The following is a 15,431-nucleotide window of genomic DNA, read 5'->3' as shown; positions in this document are numbered from 1 at the left end:
TGTTCCGGGGTCAGCCCGGCTGCGCGCCGGTGGCGACCGGGCGGTCCGGGTCGGCCGTCCATTCGCTCCACGAACCCACGTACAGCGCGGCGGGGATGCCCGCGACCGCCAGCGCCAGCACCTCCTGCGCCGCCGAGACGCCGGAGCCGCAGTAGACGCCGACCTCGGCGGAGTCCTTGGCGCCCAGCTCCGCGAACCGGGCCGCCAGCACCTCGGCCGGCAGGAAACGGCCGTCCGCCGCGAGGTTCTCCGTGGTCGGAGCGCTCACCGCGCCCGGAATGTGGCCGGCGACGGGGTCGATCGGCTCGACCTCGCCCCGGTAGCGCTCGCCCGCCCTGGCGTCGAGCAGCAGACCGCGCCGGGCCAGCGCCGCCGCGTCCTCGGCGGTCAGCAGCGGGGTAGATCCGACGGCGGGGGTGAAGTCACCGTGGGCGGGATCCGCCGTTCCGGTCTCCAGCTGCAGCCCGGCGGCGGTCCAGGCGGCCAGCCCGCCGTCCAGGACCCGGACCCGGGTGTGGCCGGTCCAGCGCAGCATCCACCAGGCGCGAGCGGCGCCCCAGCCCTGCGCGGCATCGTAGACGACCACGTCACGGTCGGCGCTGACACCGGCCGCACGCATCGCGGCGCCGAAGACCTCCGGGTCGGGCAGCGGGTGCCGGCCGGCCGCGCCGGGTTCGCCGGCCAGCTCGGATTCGAGGTCGACGTAGACCGCTCCGGGAATGTGGCCCGCCTCGTACTCCGGACGGCCCGGAGGGGCCCCGAGCTGGTAGCGGACGTCGAGGACGGTGGTCCGGCTCAGCTCGCTCGCGAGTTCGGCTGCAGCGATAATGGGTTCCATACGTCCATTGTGGGCCTCACACGTTGGACGTTCGACTGATCGCCATCGCGCGGCCACCGTCTCGAAACGGAAGTCAAATACCAAAACGGGCACTATTCAGCACTTAGGGGTTGGATGCGGCGCGGCCGGGGCGCGCCGCGGGCCCGGTGGTGGAACCATCGACTTCGGCACCTCCCCCGAATGCCCCGCGCGCCGGCCCCGAGGAGAGAATTCAATGACCGAGGTACCGAGCCGGCGTCCCCCCGGCACGCCCTGCTGGGTCAGCTTGATGGCACACAATCTGGATGCGGCCCAGGAGTTCTACGGTGCCCTGTTCGGATGGGAGTTCCACGAGGGACCGCAGCACCTCGGCCCCTATGTCCGGGCCGAGCTGGGCGGGCGGCAGATCGCCGGGATCGGAGACGGCCCGAAGGACCGGCATCTGCCGGTCTCCTGGACCACGCTGCTGGCCTGCGACGACGCGGACGTCACCGCGGAGCTGATCCGTGAGTGCGGCGGCACGGTGGGCGTCGGCCCGCTGGACGCGGACCACGAGGGGCGGATGGCGGTGGCCGTCGACCCGTCGGGCGCGGTCTTCGGCATCTGGCAGGCCCAGCGTCACCCCGGCGCCGACGTGATCGGCGAGCCGGGCACGCTGGCCTGGAACGAGCTGGTGACGCGCGAGTCGTCGACCGTCGCGAAGTTCTACACCGATGTCTTCGGGTACGAGACGGAGCCCGAGGTGGCGGCGGACTTCGACTACCTCACCCTGCGGCTGAAGGGCCGCCCGGTGGCCGGGATCCACGGCGTCGGCCAGTCGCTGCCCCGCGACCGGGGCGCGCACTGGATGACGTACTTCGCCGTGGCGGACACCGACGCAGCGACCCGCCGGGTGGTCGAGCTGGGCGGCCGGGTGCTGCAGCCGGCCCGTGACTCGGGCTACGGGCGGCTGGCGACGGTGGCCGACCCCGAGGGTGCCGTCTTCACCGTCATCGACGCGGCCCGCTGACCCCGTTCCGGTCGACGGCCTGGTCCACCGGCAGGACGTCCGGGGACAGGGTCGCGGCCTGAGCGCTCGCCGCCGTCATCCGCCGGGTGTGGTGACGGCGGCACAGCACCTCGTAACCCACCTCGCTGGCCGGGCGGTTGACGTCGCCGACGACGACCTGCGCGCCTTCGACGACCATCTGGCCGTCTATGGTGCGGGCGTTGTGGGTGGCGCGGGCCCCGCACCAGCACAACGCCTCGACCTGCAGGACCTCGATACGGTCGGCCATCTCGACGAGCCGCTGCGATCCGGGGAAGAGCTTGGTCCTGAAGTCGGTGGTGATGCCGAAGGCGAAGACGTCCAGGCCCAGGTCGTCGACGATCCGGGCGAGCTGGTCGATCTGGGCGGGCGCGAAGAACTGCGCCTCGTCGACCAGGACGTAGTCGGCACGGCCGCCGCCCGACAGGTGCGAGACCACATAGCCGTAGAAGTCGACGTCGTCGGCGGCCTCGATCGCCTTGGTGGACAGGCCCAGCCGGGAGGAGAGCACGCCCTCGCCCGCCCGGTCGTCGCGGGTGAAGATCATGCCCTGCAGCCCCCGCGTCGAGCGGTTGTGCTCGATCTGAAGAGCGAGGGTGCTCTTTCCGCAGTCCATCGTTCCGGAGAAGAACACAAGCTCGGGCATGAGGAGGACGTCGGCCTTTCGGGAAGCAGGACGGAGGAGGGGCTGCGCTGCGGGTCAGAAACGTACTTCGAGCAGCGGTACCTGCTGCTCGACGGGGGTCATCGAGCCGTGCAGGCCGACCATCTGGGACTCCCCCGCCTCGGTGCGGCTCGCGATGACCGCGATGTCGTCGCGGGCCACGGCGATCACATCGCCGATCCTGCCGAGCACCCGTTCGTCGACGGGGTCGCCGGGGCGGCCGAACCAGCCTGCCGCGACGGCCTCTTCGCGGGTGGCCACCCACATCTGCTCGCCGAGCACCTCGCTCCACACCGTGTACACGTCGGCGGCGGCGCCCGGCACGGCGTAGACATGGCGGGCGCGGGCCTCGCCGCCGAGGACGGCGACGCCGGCACTCAGCTCCCAGTCCTCGTCGAAGTCGATCCTGGACTCGTCGTCGAACGGGATGTCGATCATGCCGTGGTCGGCGGTGATGTACAGCGCGGAGCGCGGCGGGAGTTGCTCGGCCAGCCGCTGGGCGAGCCGGTCGACCATCATCAACTGGCCGCGCCAGGCGTCGGAGTCGACGCCGTGCCGGTGGCCCATGGAGTCCAGCTCGCTGTAGTACGTGTAGACGAGCGTCCGGTCGGCGGCGCCGAGCCGGTCGGCCGCCAGGTCCATCCGCTCGTCACCGGTGAGCCGGCCGTGGAAGGTGCCGCCGCTGAGCGCGATCTTCGTCAGCGGGGTGTGCTGGAAGTTCGGCGAGGACACCTGGCACGTCTCGACCCCGGCGGCGTCGGCGAGCTGGAAGACGGTGGGGTACGGCTGCCACACGTGCGGATCGGTCCAGGGCTGCCAGCGCAGCTGGTTCATCAGCCGGCCGGAGGACGGATCCAGGACGGTGTAGCCGGCGAGCCCGTGGCGGGCCGGCGCCAGGCCGGTGCCGACCGAGGCGAGCGAGGTCGCGGTGGTGGACGGGAAGCCCGCGGTGAGCGGCTGCCCGGTGCCGCCGGTCGAGGTGTGCATCAGGGAGGCGAGAAAGGGCGCCTCCTCGGGGTGCGCGCGCAGCAGTTCCCAGCCCATGCCGTCGACCAGGAAGACGCAGACGCGGTCGGCGGGGGCCAGTTCGAGGCCGGTGGCGGGCATCCCGGGGACGGCGAGCCCGGCGGTGGCCGCGGGGAAGAGGTCGCAGAGCGAAGCGGTGCCGTAGAGCGGTGCCGGTGCGGTACGCGGATCCAGTGGCGCGGGGTCGTAAGCGGGTACGGCGTGCACCATCAGCGGTCTGCCGCCGTCGCCTCGGAGAGCGCCTGCGCGAAGGCCAGGGCCTGGCGTACCGCGTCGGGCCCGTCGCCGGCCTCGCTGACGCGGAGTGACAGGTCGTCGGCGGTCGAGGAGCCGGTGTAGCCGTGGTCGGCGTCGCAGTTGGGGTCGCCGCAGGCGGCGGGCTCCAGGTCCAGCCGGCTGACGGCGCCCCAGCCGATGGTCAGCACGACCTCGCGCGGCAGCGTGCCGGGTACGTACGCCTCGGGGTTGGCCACCACGCGGCTGACCACCACGGACGAGATCCGGCCGATCTTCACGGACTCGGTGGAGGTGGTCGCGTACGGGGTCGGGGACGTGTCGTCGGCGGCCTGCTCGTCGGTGTGGCTCACGATGAAGCGGTGGTCGGTGATGACCAGCACCGTCACATGCCGGCGCACCTCGTTCGCGTCGAACGTCGTCTCCTGATGGACCAGGTACGACGCCACCGGTTCGCCGCCCACCGCCGCCTCGACGGCCTCGGCCACCAGGGCCGGGTAGTAGCCGCTGCGCTCGATGGCCGTGCGCAGGCCCTGGGTCGTCATACCGGTCTTCGCCATGGGGTCCATCTTAAGGGCGGGTACCGCTCAGAAGGACGACAGTGCGCGTGGTCCGAGATCGGTTCTGGCGGGCGGCCGGTCGAGCCGGACGGATGCTCCCAGCACCGTGAGGCCGTGGGCTGCGACGACCACCGGCTCCAGGTCGACGGCGACCACTTCCGGGAGGTCGTCGACCAGCAGCGAGACCCGCAGCAGCAGCTCCTCCAGGGCCGCCGTGTCCACCGGTTCGCTGCCGCGCCAGCCGAAGAGCAGCGGGGCGGCCTTGATGGAGCGCACCAGTTCCGCGGCGTCCCGGTCGGTGGCCGGCACCAGCCGGTGCGAGGTGTCCCCCAGCAGCTCCGAGGGGGCTCCGGCCAGGCCGAACGAGAGCACGGCGCCGACCGCCGGGTCGACCGTGGCGCGGACGACGGTGTCCACCCCGCGCGGTGCCATCGCCTGCACCACCAGCAGCAGCTCCTCCGGTTTGCCGAGCCGCGCGGTCAGCTCCTCGTGGGCCCGCCGCAGATCGCCCTCGTCGGCGAGGTCGAGCCGGACCCCGCCGAGGTCGGCCCGGTGCCGCAGGTGCGGCGCCGTCGTCTTGAGCGCCACCGGGTAGCCGAGCCGCCCCGCGGCGGCCAGCGCCGCGGCGATCCCGAGCGCGGGCAGCGCGGACCGCACGGTGATCCCGTAACGCCCCAGAAGCGCGGCGGCGGCCGCCTCGTCGAGGACGACGCCGTGCTCGCCCTCGGTCTCCCCCGCGTCCAGCAACCGTGCCACGTCGGCGGCCGCCGCGCTCTCCTCGATGTCCGTGAACTGCGGCACCCGGCCGGGCGTCTCGGCCCCCTGCCGCCACCGCGCGTACTCCACCGCCTCCGCCAGCGCCCGCACCGCACGGTCGGCGGCGGGATACGCGGGAACCCGCGCCTGGGCGGTCCCGTCCGCAGCGGCTTCGGCCCCGTCGGACACGGCCTCCGGGACCGGGGCGCCCAGCCGGTCGGCCATGGTCTCCAGGGCGAGATGGGCGACGACGACGGGTTTGCCGGAGCCGGCCGCGGCAGCGCGCAGCGCGCGGGCGAGGGCGGGGTCGTCGCCGGACTCGGGGTCGGGGGCGTCCTCGCAGCCGACCCGGGGGATGGCGGTGACGACCACCGCGTCGCTGCTGTCGTCGGCCAGTGCCGCGGTGAGCGCGGTCCTGAAGTCGTCGGGCCCGGCCGAGGTGGTGAGGTCGATCGGCGCGATCGGCCGCAGCCCGGCGGTCAGCGCCGCGTCGTAGGTGAGCAGGCCGAGGGAGTCGGAGTTGCCGAGGATCGCGACCCGGCCGCCGCGCGGGATGGGCTGGAAGGAGAGCAGCAGGCCCACGTCCAGGAGTTCGGTGACCGTGTCGACGCGGATCACCCCGGCCTGCCGGAAGAGCGCGGACACCGTGCTGTCCGGGATCCGGGTCGGGGACACGGCGTGCCCGGCCGGGGTGGTGCCGGAGTGCAGGGCGCCCTTGACGACCACGACGGGCTTGCTCGCGGCGGTCCGCTTGGCGAGCCGGGTGAACTTGCGCGGGTTGCCGAAGGATTCGAGGTACATCAGGACCGCGTCGGTGTCCGGGTCGTCCTGCCAGAACTGCAGCAGGTCGTTGCCGGAGACATCGGCCCGGTTGCCCGCCGACACGAACGAGGAGAGGCCGGCGCCGCGCCGGTGCAGTCCGGAGAGCAGCGCGATGCCGATCGCGCCGGACTGGGTGAACAGCCCGAGCCGTCCGGTGGCCGGGACCTCGGGCGAGAGCGAGGCGTTGAGGCGTACGCCCGCCGCGGTGTTGACGATGCCGAAGGCGTTGGGGCCGATGACCCGCATGCCGTACGAGCGGGCCTGGCGCACCAGTTCGCGCTGCCGCTCCCGGCCCTCGGGGCCGGATTCGGCGTAGCCGGCGGTGACCACGACCAGCCCCTGGACGCCGTGTTCGCCGCAGGCCGCGACGGCGGCGGGCACGTTCTCGGCGGGCACCGCGATGATCGCCAGGTCGACGGGTTCGGGGATCCCGGCGACGGTGCGGTGCGCGCGGACGCCGTCGAGGGTGCTCTCGCCTTCGGGGAACGAGCGGTTGACCGCGTGCACCCGGCCGGTGAAGCCGCCCCCGACCAGGTTGCGCAGCAGGGTGCGGCCGACGCCACCGGGCCGCCGGCCCGCGCCGATCACCGCCACCGACCGGGGGGTGAGCAGCCGCTGCACCGACCGGGCTTCGGCGCGGTGCTCGCGGGCCCGCATCACCTGGACCGACGCCTCGGTGGGCTCCAGGTCGAGTTCGAGGTGGACGACGCCGTCGGTGAAACTGCGCTGCTGGGTGTAGCCCGCGTCGGTGAAGACCTTGACCATCTTGCGGTTGGCGGGCAGCACTTCGGCGATGAAGCGCAGGATGCCGCGCTCGCGGGCGACCGCCCCGATGTGCTCCAGCAGCGCGGAGGCCACCCCGCGGCCCTGGTGGGAGTCCTGGACGAGGAACGCCACCTCGGCCCGGTAGGCGTCCCCGCTGGCCGGCCGGCCCTCCGCGTCGATGCGGTCGTAGCGGACGGTGGCGATGAACTCGTCGCCGATGGTGGCGGCCAGGCCCACCCGGTCGTCGTAGTCGTGGTGGGTGAAGCGGTGCACGTCGCGGTCGGAGAGCCGGGGGTACGGCGCGAAGAAGCGGTAGTACTTCGACTCGTCGGAGACCTGCTCGTAGAAGTCCACCAGCCGCTGGGCGTCGCCGGGCCCGATGGGCCGGATGTGGGCGATGCCGCCGTCGCGCAGGACGACGTCCGCTTCCCAGTGCACCGGATACGGGCGGGGGGCCGGAGTCGTCATGGGGCCAGGGTATGCGGACAGGTGTCCGGGCGCGCCTTGCTGACCGGGCTGCTGTCCGGGTGTGCCCGGATAGCGTGGGGTCATCGCAGCGGGCAGGCTGAACTGCGTCGAGGTGCCTGAGCAGTCTTCCGCCCGTGCGAGACTGGTCTAGACAACAGGAACGACCTGAAGGGCTACACCATGGTTGAGCGCCGTGTCACCGTCGGCTGGGCCGAGGGCCTGCACGCCCGCCCCGCTTCACTCTTCGTCCGCGCGGTGACCGCCGCCGGCGTCCCGGTGACCATCGCGAAGGCGGACGGCAACGCCGTCAACGCCGCCTCGATGCTGGCCGTGCTCGGCCTGGGCGCGCAGGGCGGCGAGCCGATCGTGCTCGCGTCGGAGGCCGATGGCGCCGACGCCGCGCTCGACCGGCTGGCCAAGCTGGTCTCCGAGGGCCTCGAGGAACTCCCCGAAGCCGTCTGAGCCCATGGGCGTAGGCCCGTGCAGGAATTCGGCGGGGCCGCGTTGTCCGAATGGATAACGCGGCCCCGCCTTTCTTTATTCAGGGCCACGATAATTCTGCCCACTTGTATACGGCGCCATTGTTAATTCCGCCGCCGCGCCGCGTATACAGGGTGTTTCGGAGTCCTCACCGCGACCGCGCGCTCCACATGCCCGGCCGAGATCTTCCGGGCCCGTTCCGCGTCGCCGCGGGCCACGGCGTCGACTATCGCGCCGTGCTCCTCCCAGGACTCCACCGCCCGGCCGGGGTCACCCTCCCCGTACACCCAGGCGATCTTGTGCCGCAGCTGGGTGAGCAGCGCGGCCAGGGTGGGGCTCCCGGAGGCCTGGGCGAGCGTCTCGTGGAACCAGCCGCTCAGGGACGGCAGATCCGACAGCTGGCCCTGCTGGGAACGTTCCTGGCCCAGCCGCACCAGCCCGCGCAACACCTTGAGGTGGGCGTCCGTGCGCCGCTGTGCGGCCCTGGCGGCCCCCAGCGGCTCCAGGAGGCCGCGGATCTCCAGCAGGTCGGCCGCCTCCTGCTCCGTCGGCTCCGCGACGGAGGCGCCCGCGTGCCGGCGGGTACGGACGAACCCCTCCGACTCCAGGGTGCGCAGCGCCTCACGCACCGGGACCCTGGAGACGCCGTACCGCCTCGCCAGCAGCTCCTCGGTCAGCCGGCTGCCCGGCGGATAGAAACCGCCGACGATGTCGTCACGGATCGCGGTGCACACGACCTGTGCGGAGATACGACGCCCCGCGCCGTCCGTCCCGTTCACATCCGATTCCGCATCGCCGGTCTCCATTCTTTTCCCCGTATTCTTCGGCGACTCTATTCCAGCACAACCAGGATTCCGACCGCAGTCCAGAATTCATGGATTATTTTTGGACAGCACGAAGGCCCCGGCGGGGAGCCGGGGCCTTCGAGGGGGACGGGGGTGCTGGTCTCGGGTGGATCAGATGGAGACGCCGTGCGAGCGGAGGTACGCCACGGGGTCGATGTCCGAGCCGTAGTCGGCCGTGGTGCGGGCCTCGAAGTGCACGTGCGGTCCGGTGACGTTGCCGGTCGCGCCGGACAGGCCGATCTGCTGGCCGGTGGTGACGGTCTCGCCGACCGACACGCTGAGCGAGGACATGTGGGCGCACAGCGTGTAGATGCCGTCGCTGTGCCGGATCACGACGTTGTTGCCGTAGGCCGAATCGAAGCCCGCGGTGACGACGGTGCCGGCGCCCACGGCGTGGACCGGGGTGCCGGTGGACGCGGTGAAGTCGACGCCGGTGTGGTAGCCGGAGGACCACATGGAGCCGGGGACCTTGTAGCCGGTGCCGATGCCGCTGTTGACGGGCAGGACGAAGGAGTTGAGCTTCCTCCGCTCCTCCGCGGCACGGGCGGCGCGGGCCTCGGCGGCGCGCTCTGCCTTGATCTTCGCCTCGGCGGCGGCCTTCTTCTTGGCGGCCTCGGCGGCCTGGGCCACGCGCTTGGCCTCATCGGCCTTCCGCTTGGCCTCGGCGGCCTTGCGCTTCGTCTCGTCGGCCGCCTTGTGCTGGGCGGCGGCCTGGGCGGCGAGGGAGTTGGTGAGGCCCTCCGAGGCGTCGAGGGCGCGAGCGAACGACGTGTCCTCGATGGTGTTGGGAACGACGGCGCGTTCCGGGGTGGAGAGCGCGGTGGCCGCGGTGGCGCCGAAGGTGCCGGCTGCGGTCAGAACGGCTACGCCGGCCAGGGTGGTCCCGGTGCGGAGTGCGGCACGACGGGGACGGCGGTGCTTCCCGCTGGGCGCGGGCAGAACAGTGAACGCCATGGGTACGGCGAGATCCTTTCCTTCCTTCTCGCCTACCGGGTTAGCTGACGGGTTCGGAGCAGGAAGGTCTCCTACGGGCTGCCTCGTGTGCTGAGGACGGCCCGATTCACCCCAGGGACGTGGGTCCCCGGCTCCCCAGGCTCGCGCCTGACGGGGACTCGGCGATCACTGCCCGGTTGCCGCTGGTCGCGGCGGATGGTGACGGACAGCAGAGCAGGACGCTAATCGGACCGCGTCGGTTACGGCAAACAGATCAGGTGATTTGTTGCGTTCGCCACAAGGGAGGTTTGCGGGCCGATAGAGATCCAAAACGCCCGGAACCCCGGCGCCCCAAGGGGTGCGCCAGGGTTCCGCCGCGCATCGGGACGGCGCCCGCGAGGAGGGCCGTCCAACCGTCCCCGGGTAGGGGACGGCCGCCGCCGGAGGCCGGTCAGCCGGCCGCGATGACCTTCACCGGGCCGAGTCCCAGCTCCGTGACGGGTCCCTCGATCGCCGAGGCGTCGCCCACGAGGACGACGACCATGCGTTCCAGCGGGAAGGCGCTGACCACCGCGGCGGTCGCCTCCACGGTGCCGGTCCGCGCCAGCCGCGCGTACATCTGGGCCTGGAAGTCGTCCGGCAGGAACTGCTCGACCTGGTCGGCGAGCGTGCCGGCGACGGCCGCCGCCGTCTCGTAGCGCAGCGGAGCCACCCCGACGAGGTTCTGCACGGCGACATCGCGCTCGTCGTCGGTGAGCCCCTCGGCCGCCAGGGTGCGGATGACCTGCCAGGCGTCGGCGAGCGCGGGTCCGGTGACCTCGGTGGCCACCGAGCCGCTGATGGCGAGCAGCGAGGCGCCCGTCCCCTCCTGTGTGGACAGCAGCACCTGGCCGAAGGCCCGCACGCCGTACGTGTAGCCCTTCTCCTCGCGCAGCACCCGGTCCAGCCGGGAGGTCAGGGTGCCGCCCAGGCAGTACGTGCCGAGCACCTGGGCCGCCCAGACCGGGTCATGGCGGTCGGAGCCGGTACGGCCGATCAGCAGCTGGGTCTGCACCGCGCCCGGCCGGTCCACGATCACCACGCGCGCGGTGTCGTCGGCGGTGATCTGCGGCAGCGGGCGGGGCTCCGCGGTCGAGCCGGTCCACTCGCCGAGCGTCTCGTCCAGCAGCGCGACCAGGTCGATACCGGTCAGATCACCGACGACGACGGCCGTGGTGGTGGCGGGACGCACGTACGCCTCGTAGAACGCCCTGACGGCCGCGGCGTCGATCCTCGCCACCGTCTGCTCGGTGCCCTGGCGCGGGCGGGAGCAGCGCAGATCGGCGGGGAACAGCTCCGCGGAGAGCGCCATGGAGGCGCGGCGGGCCGGGTTGGCCAGCTCGTGCGGGATCTCGTCGAGCCGATTGTTGACCAGCCGCTCGACCTCGCTGTCGGGGAACGCGGGGGCGCGCAGGGCGTCCGCGAGCAGCCCGAGGGCCTTGTCCAGCCGGGAGGCCGGGACCTCCAGCGAGACCCGCACGCCCGGGTGGTCGGCGTGCGCGTCGAGCGTGGCGCCGCAGCGCTCCAACTCGGCGGCGAACTCCTCCGCGGTGAGCTTGTCGGTGCCCTCGGAGAACGCGCGGGCCATGATCGTGGCCACCCCGTCCAGGCCCTCGGGTTCAGCGTCCAGCGGCGCCGAGAGCAGCACCTCCACCGCGACGACCTTCTGGCCGGGACGGTGGCTGGTGAGCACGGTCAGCCCGTTGCCGAGCGTCGACCGGTCGGGGGCCGGGAAGGCCCACGGCTTGGGGGCGCCCGGCTGCGGCTGGGGGTGGAACGTCATGGTCGCGGCGACGTCGGTCACTGGTCCGCGCCTTCCTGCTCGGTCTCGTCGGCCGCCTCGTCGGGCGAGCCGGTGGGCTCGTAGACCAGGACGGCTCGGTTGTCGGGGCGCAGCCGGGCCGCGGCGACGGCCTGCACTTCCTCGGCAGTGATCTCCAACACCCGCTGGACGGCGCTGAGCGCCAGCTGCGGGTCGCCGTAGAGCACCGCGAAACGGCACAGCTCGTCGGCGCGGCCGGCGACCGTCGCGAGCCGGTCCAGCCACTCGCGCTCCAGCTGGGCCTGGGCCCGTTCCATCTCCTGCGGGGTGGGCCCCTCGGCGGCGAAACGGGCCAGCTCCTCGTCGACCGCGGCCTCGATGTCGGCCAGTTCGACGCCGCTGGACGCCTTGATGTCCAGCCAGCCGAGCGACGGCGCGCCGGCCAGCCGCAGCAGGCCGAACCCGGCCGCCACGGCGCTGCGGTCGTGCCGCACCAGCCGGTTGTGCAGCCGGGACGACTCACCGCCGCCGAGCACGGTCAGCGCCAGGTCGGCGGCGTCGGACTCCCGGGTGCCGTCGTGCGGCAGCCGGTACGCGGCCATCAGGGCGCGCGAGGGCACGTCCTCCTCGACGATCTCGCGGAGCTGTCCGCCCATCACGTCGGGCAGTGATCCGTCGCGGGGGGCGGGCTTGCCGTCGTGGCCGGGGATGGTGCCGAAGTACTTCTCGACCCAGGCCAGCGTCTGCTCGGGGTCGATGTCGCCGACCACGGCCAGCACCGCGTTGTTGGGCGCGTAGTACGTGCGGAAGAACGCCCGCGCGTCCTCCAGGGAGGCCGCGTCCAGATCGGCCATCGAGCCGATCGGGGTGTGGTGGTACGGGTGGCCGTCGGGGTAGGCCAGCGCGGTCAGCCGCTCGAAGGCCGTGCCGTACGGCACGTTGTCGTACCGCTGGCGGCGCTCGTTCTTGACGACGTCGCGCTGGTTCTCCAGGCTCTCCTCGTCGAGCGCGGTGAGCAGGCTGCCCATCCGGTCGGCCTCGAGCCACAGCGCCAGCTCCACCTGGTGGGCCGGCATCGTCTCGAAGTAGTTGGTGCGTTCGAAGCTGGTGGTGCCGTTGAGCGAACCGCCGGCGCCCTGGACCAGCTCGAAGTGACCGTTGCCCTTCACACTGGACGAGCCCTGGAACATCAAGTGCTCGAACAGGTGGGCCAGTCCGGTCCGGCCTTTCACCTCATGACGGGAACCGACGTCGTACCAGAGGCACACCGAGGCGACCGGGGTGAGGTGGTCCTGGGAAAGCACCACACGCAGGCCGTTCGCCAAGCGGTGTTCGGTTGCTGTCAGGCCGTCGGAGTCCTGCGGCTGTGTGCCGTCCGACGTGGCCGTGAGACCCATGGGCAAGCTGTCCTTCCGGTCGCGTGCACTTGTCTTGGTCGAGTGCTGACACTCTAGGCAAGCGTGCCGACACCACGCGAAGTTCCCGCTAACGGCACGCTTGTGCCGGGCGGTGGTCACCACTGTCAGTGAGCCGGTCCACAATGGTCCGCGTCAGTCCCGCTCAGGTCCAGGAAAAGGAGCAGCAGCCGCGATGGCCCGCCGCACCACGAAGACCCCTCCTCCCGACGACTTCGAGGAGCGCATCCTCGACATCGACGTCGTCGATGAGATGCAGGGCTCCTTCCTCGAGTACGCCTACTCGGTCATCTACTCGCGCGCCCTGCCCGATGCCCGCGACGGGCTCAAGCCCGTGCACCGGCGCATCGTCTACCAGATGAACGAGATGGGGCTGCGCCCCGACCGCGGTTATGTGAAGTGCGCCCGCGTCGTCGGCGAGGTGATGGGCAAGCTGCATCCGCACGGCGACGCCTCCATCTACGACGCCCTGGTGCGGATGGCGCAGCCGTTCTCCATGCGGCTGCCGCTGGTCGACGGGCACGGGAACTTCGGCTCCCTGGGCAACGACGACCCGCCCGCCGCGATGCGTTACACCGAGTCGAAGATGGCCGGGGCCGCCACGCTGATGGTGGAGTCCATCGACGAGGACACCGTCGACTTCTCGCCCAACTACGACGGTCAGGAGATGGAGCCGGTCACGCTCCCGGCCGCCTACCCGAACCTGCTGGTCAACGGCTCGTCGGGGATCGCGGTCGGCATGGCGACGAACATGCCGCCGCACAACCTCGGCGAGGTCATCGCCGCCGCCCGGCACCTGATCAAGCATCCGGGCGCGGACCTCGAGACCCTGATGCGCTTCGTGCCGGGTCCCGACCTGCCCACCGGCGGCCGGATCGTCGGCCTGGCCGGGGTGCGGGACGCGTACGAGACCGGCCGTGGCACGTTCAAGATCCGTGCCACCGTGGCCGTCGAGGACACCTCGCCGCGCCGCAAGGGCCTGGTCGTCACCGAGCTGCCGTTCACGGTCGGCCCGGAGAAGGTCATCGCGAAGATCAAGGACCTGGTCGGCGCGAAGAAGCTCCAGGGCATCGCCGATGTGAAGGACCTCACCGACCGGTCGCACGGCCTGCGCCTGGTGATCGAGGTCAAGAACGGCTTCCACCCCGAGGCCGTGCTGGAGCAGCTCTACAAGCTGACGCCGATGGAGGAGTCCTTCGGCATCAACAACGTGGCGCTGGTCGACGGGCAGCCGCTCACGCTGGGCCTCAAGGAGCTGCTGGAGGTCTATGTCGACCACCGCTTCGAGGTGGTCAGGCGGCGCAGCGAGTTCCGCCGCACCAAGCGCCGGGACCGGCTGCACCTGGTCGACGGCCTGCTCGTCGCCCTCATCGACATCGACGAGGTCATCTCGATCATCCGGTCGAGTGACAATTCGGCGCAGGCCAAGGAACGGCTGATCGCCCACTTCTCGCTGTCCGAGATCCAGACCCAGTACATCCTGGACACCCCGCTGCGCCGGCTCACGCGGTTCGACCGCATCGAGCTGGAGTCCGAGCGCGACCGGCTCAACGCCGAGATCGAGGCGCTCACGGTGATCCTGGATTCGGACGCCGAGCTGCGCAAGCTGGTCTCCAACGAGCTCGCGGCGGTGGCCAAGCAGTACGGCACCGACCGCCGCACCGTCCTCCTGGAGTCGGCGGGCGCGCCGGTCTCGGCCGTCCCGCTGGAGGTCGCCGACGACCCGTGCCGGGTGCTGCTGTCCTCGACGGGGCTGCTGGCGCGGACCGCCAACGGCGAGGAGTTCGACGACGGCGAGGGCAAGCGGGCCAAGCACGATGTGATCGTCTCCGCGGTGCCGACCACCGCGCGCGCCGACGTCGGCGCGGTCACCTCCGCCGGCCGGCTGCTGCGGCTCACGGTGATCGACCTGCCGATGATGCCGGACACGGCGGGGGCGCCGAACCTGGCGGGCGGCGCGCCCGTCTCGGAGTTCCTGTCCCTGGAGACCGGCGAGCGGGTGCTCTGCCTGACGACGCTCGACGAGTCCTCCCCCGGTCTCGCGCTCGGCACCGAACAGGGCATCGTCAAGCGGGTGGTCCCGGACTATCCCGCGAACAAGGACGATCTCGAGGTCATCGGCCTCAAGGACGGCGACCGGGTCGTGGGCGCCGTGGAGCTGCGCACCGGCGAGGAGGACCTGGTCTTCATCACCGACGACGCCCAGCTGCTGCGGTACCCGGCCTCGCAGGTGCGCCCCCAGGGGCGCCCGGCGGGCGGCATGACCGGCATCAAGCTGACCGACGGGGCGAAGGCGATCTCCTTCACGGCCGTCGACCCGGCCGTGGACGCGGTGGTGTTCACCGTGGCCCGTGCCGAGGGAACGCTCGACGGTTCGGTCCAGGGCACCGCCAAGCTCACCCCGTTCGAGCAGTATCCGCGCAAGGGCCGCGCGACCGGCGGGGTGCGCTGCCAGCGCTTCCTGCGCGGTGAGGACGGTCTGGTGCTCGCCTGGGCGGGCGCGGTCCCGGCCCGCGCCGCGACGGCGACGGGCCTGCCCGCCGACCTTCCCCCGAAGGACCCCCGCAGGGACGGTTCAGGGGTGGCGCTGGCCAAGCCGATCACGGTGGTGGCCGGACCGGTCTAGGGCGTGTTTCGAAAGTAGCGCCGTTCGCCCGGAGGGCGTGGCCCACGGCGTCCGGTGCGTGCGCTCGCAAGGCGGAGGGTCGTCCTCGTACCGGACGTACGTGGACGAGCCCGACAACGCAGCGAGGGCGCGTGCCAGGCGTCGTGGGCCAGGCGGGACGTTCGCAACACGCACTAGGCACCGGGTTCACCC

12 protein-coding genes and 1 riboswitch are annotated in these 15,431 nt (G+C 72.1%); of the genes, 3 read left to right on the top strand and 9 right to left on the bottom strand.

Annotation, left to right across the window (positions count from 1 at the left end; genetic code table 11):
* Positions 1-10: 10 nt before the first annotated feature.
* A complete protein-coding gene (locus tag G3I60_RS13590) occupies positions 11-838 on the bottom strand; it encodes a sulfurtransferase (RefSeq protein ID WP_138357499.1) in 828 nt (275 codons plus the stop codon).
* A 214-nt stretch (positions 839-1,052) separates the two neighbouring features.
* Between G3I60_RS13590 and G3I60_RS13585 the strand changes: the two genes are divergently transcribed.
* A complete protein-coding gene (locus tag G3I60_RS13585) occupies positions 1,053-1,826 on the top strand; it encodes a VOC family protein (protein ID WP_164293667.1) in 774 nt (257 codons plus the stop codon).
* Here G3I60_RS13585 and G3I60_RS13580 read toward each other — a convergent pair.
* The 4 genes from G3I60_RS13580 to G3I60_RS13565 are packed head-to-tail and all read right to left on the bottom strand — an operon-like array spanning position 1,807 to position 7,139.
* Positions 1,807-2,490 (bottom strand): thymidine kinase, encoded by a 684-nt coding sequence (locus tag G3I60_RS13580; protein WP_138357497.1) that lies wholly within the window; start codon positions 2,488-2,490, stop codon positions 1,807-1,809. The genes G3I60_RS13585 and G3I60_RS13580 overlap by 20 nt on opposite strands.
* 54 nt (positions 2,491-2,544) lie before the next feature.
* Positions 2,545-3,744 (bottom strand): alkaline phosphatase family protein, encoded by a 1,200-nt coding sequence (locus G3I60_RS13575; RefSeq protein ID WP_164293666.1) that lies wholly within the window; start codon positions 3,742-3,744, stop codon positions 2,545-2,547.
* Positions 3,744-4,328, bottom strand: coding sequence for a DUF5998 family protein (locus G3I60_RS13570; protein WP_138357495.1), 585 nt, complete (start codon positions 4,326-4,328; stop codon positions 3,744-3,746). The genes G3I60_RS13575 and G3I60_RS13570 overlap by 1 nt, the downstream gene beginning before the upstream one ends.
* 27 nt (positions 4,329-4,355) lie before the next feature.
* A complete protein-coding gene (locus tag G3I60_RS13565; RefSeq protein WP_164293665.1) occupies positions 4,356-7,139 on the bottom strand; it encodes a bifunctional GNAT family N-acetyltransferase/acetate--CoA ligase family protein in 2,784 nt (927 codons plus the stop codon).
* A gap of 180 nt (positions 7,140-7,319) precedes the next feature.
* Here G3I60_RS13565 and G3I60_RS13560 point away from each other — a divergent pair, with 180 nt between their 5' ends.
* Positions 7,320-7,601 (top strand): HPr family phosphocarrier protein, encoded by a 282-nt coding sequence (locus G3I60_RS13560; RefSeq protein ID WP_138357493.1) that lies wholly within the window; start codon positions 7,320-7,322, stop codon positions 7,599-7,601.
* A gap of 122 nt (positions 7,602-7,723) precedes the next feature.
* Here the strand turns inward: G3I60_RS13560 and G3I60_RS13555 are convergent, their stop codons facing one another.
* The 4 genes from G3I60_RS13555 to G3I60_RS13540 form a co-directional block, all read right to left on the bottom strand.
* Positions 7,724-8,425, bottom strand: a complete 702-nt coding sequence (locus tag G3I60_RS13555; RefSeq protein ID WP_164293664.1) for a GntR family transcriptional regulator — start codon at positions 8,423-8,425, stop codon at positions 7,724-7,726.
* A 150-nt stretch (positions 8,426-8,575) separates the two neighbouring features.
* Positions 8,576-9,418, bottom strand: coding sequence for a M23 family metallopeptidase (locus tag G3I60_RS13550; protein ID WP_138357491.1), 843 nt, complete (start codon positions 9,416-9,418; stop codon positions 8,576-8,578).
* A gap of 14 nt (positions 9,419-9,432) precedes the next feature.
* A riboswitch (cyclic di-AMP (ydaO/yuaA leader) is annotated at positions 9,433-9,592 on the bottom strand.
* A gap of 256 nt (positions 9,593-9,848) precedes the next feature.
* Positions 9,849-11,240, bottom strand: a complete 1,392-nt coding sequence (locus tag G3I60_RS13545) for a pitrilysin family protein (RefSeq protein WP_138357490.1) — start codon at positions 11,238-11,240, stop codon at positions 9,849-9,851.
* Positions 11,237-12,595 carry a pitrilysin family protein gene (locus tag G3I60_RS13540; RefSeq protein ID WP_138357489.1) on the bottom strand — a complete coding sequence of 453 codons (1,359 nt, stop codon included), beginning with the start codon at positions 12,593-12,595 and terminating at the stop codon, positions 11,237-11,239. Before G3I60_RS13540 ends, G3I60_RS13545 begins: the two co-directional genes overlap by 4 nt.
* Positions 12,596-12,788: 193 nt before the next feature.
* Between G3I60_RS13540 and G3I60_RS13535 the strand changes: the two genes are divergently transcribed.
* Positions 12,789-15,239, top strand: a complete 2,451-nt coding sequence (locus G3I60_RS13535) for a DNA topoisomerase (ATP-hydrolyzing) subunit A (protein WP_138357488.1) — start codon at positions 12,789-12,791, stop codon at positions 15,237-15,239.
* Positions 15,240-15,431 lie beyond the last annotated feature (192 nt).

Origin of the sequence: Streptomyces sp. SID13666 (assembly GCF_010548325.1) — a bacterium.
Classification (GTDB): domain Bacteria; phylum Actinomycetota; class Actinomycetes; order Streptomycetales; family Streptomycetaceae; genus Actinacidiphila; species Actinacidiphila fildesensis.
This window is presented reverse-complemented; position numbering and strand designations above follow the sequence as displayed.

Excerpts from the sequence above, each read along its gene's own strand:
- G3I60_RS13585 (WP_164293667.1), top strand. The coding sequence starts at position 1,053 with ATGACCGAGGTACCGAGCCGGCGTCCCCCCGGCACGCCCTGCTGGGTC.
- G3I60_RS13550 (WP_138357491.1), bottom strand. The coding sequence starts at position 9,418 with ATGGCGTTCACTGTTCTGCCCGCGCCCAGCGGGAAGCACCGCCGTCCC.
- G3I60_RS13560 (WP_138357493.1), top strand. The coding sequence starts at position 7,320 with ATGGTTGAGCGCCGTGTCACCGTCGGCTGGGCCGAGGGCCTGCACGCC.
- G3I60_RS13570 (WP_138357495.1), bottom strand. The coding sequence starts at position 4,328 with ATGGCGAAGACCGGTATGACGACCCAGGGCCTGCGCACGGCCATCGAG.
- G3I60_RS13535 (WP_138357488.1), top strand. The coding sequence starts at position 12,789 with ATGGCCCGCCGCACCACGAAGACCCCTCCTCCCGACGACTTCGAGGAG.
- G3I60_RS13565 (WP_164293665.1), bottom strand. The coding sequence starts at position 7,139 with ATGACGACTCCGGCCCCCCGCCCGTATCCGGTGCACTGGGAAGCGGAC.
- G3I60_RS13580 (WP_138357497.1), bottom strand. The coding sequence starts at position 2,490 with ATGCCCGAGCTTGTGTTCTTCTCCGGAACGATGGACTGCGGAAAGAGC.
- G3I60_RS13555 (WP_164293664.1), bottom strand. The coding sequence starts at position 8,425 with ATGGAGACCGGCGATGCGGAATCGGATGTGAACGGGACGGACGGCGCG.
- G3I60_RS13540 (WP_138357489.1), bottom strand. The coding sequence starts at position 12,595 with ATGGGTCTCACGGCCACGTCGGACGGCACACAGCCGCAGGACTCCGAC.
- G3I60_RS13575 (WP_164293666.1), bottom strand. The coding sequence starts at position 3,744 with ATGGTGCACGCCGTACCCGCTTACGACCCCGCGCCACTGGATCCGCGT.
- G3I60_RS13590 (WP_138357499.1), bottom strand. The coding sequence starts at position 838 with ATGGAACCCATTATCGCTGCAGCCGAACTCGCGAGCGAGCTGAGCCGG.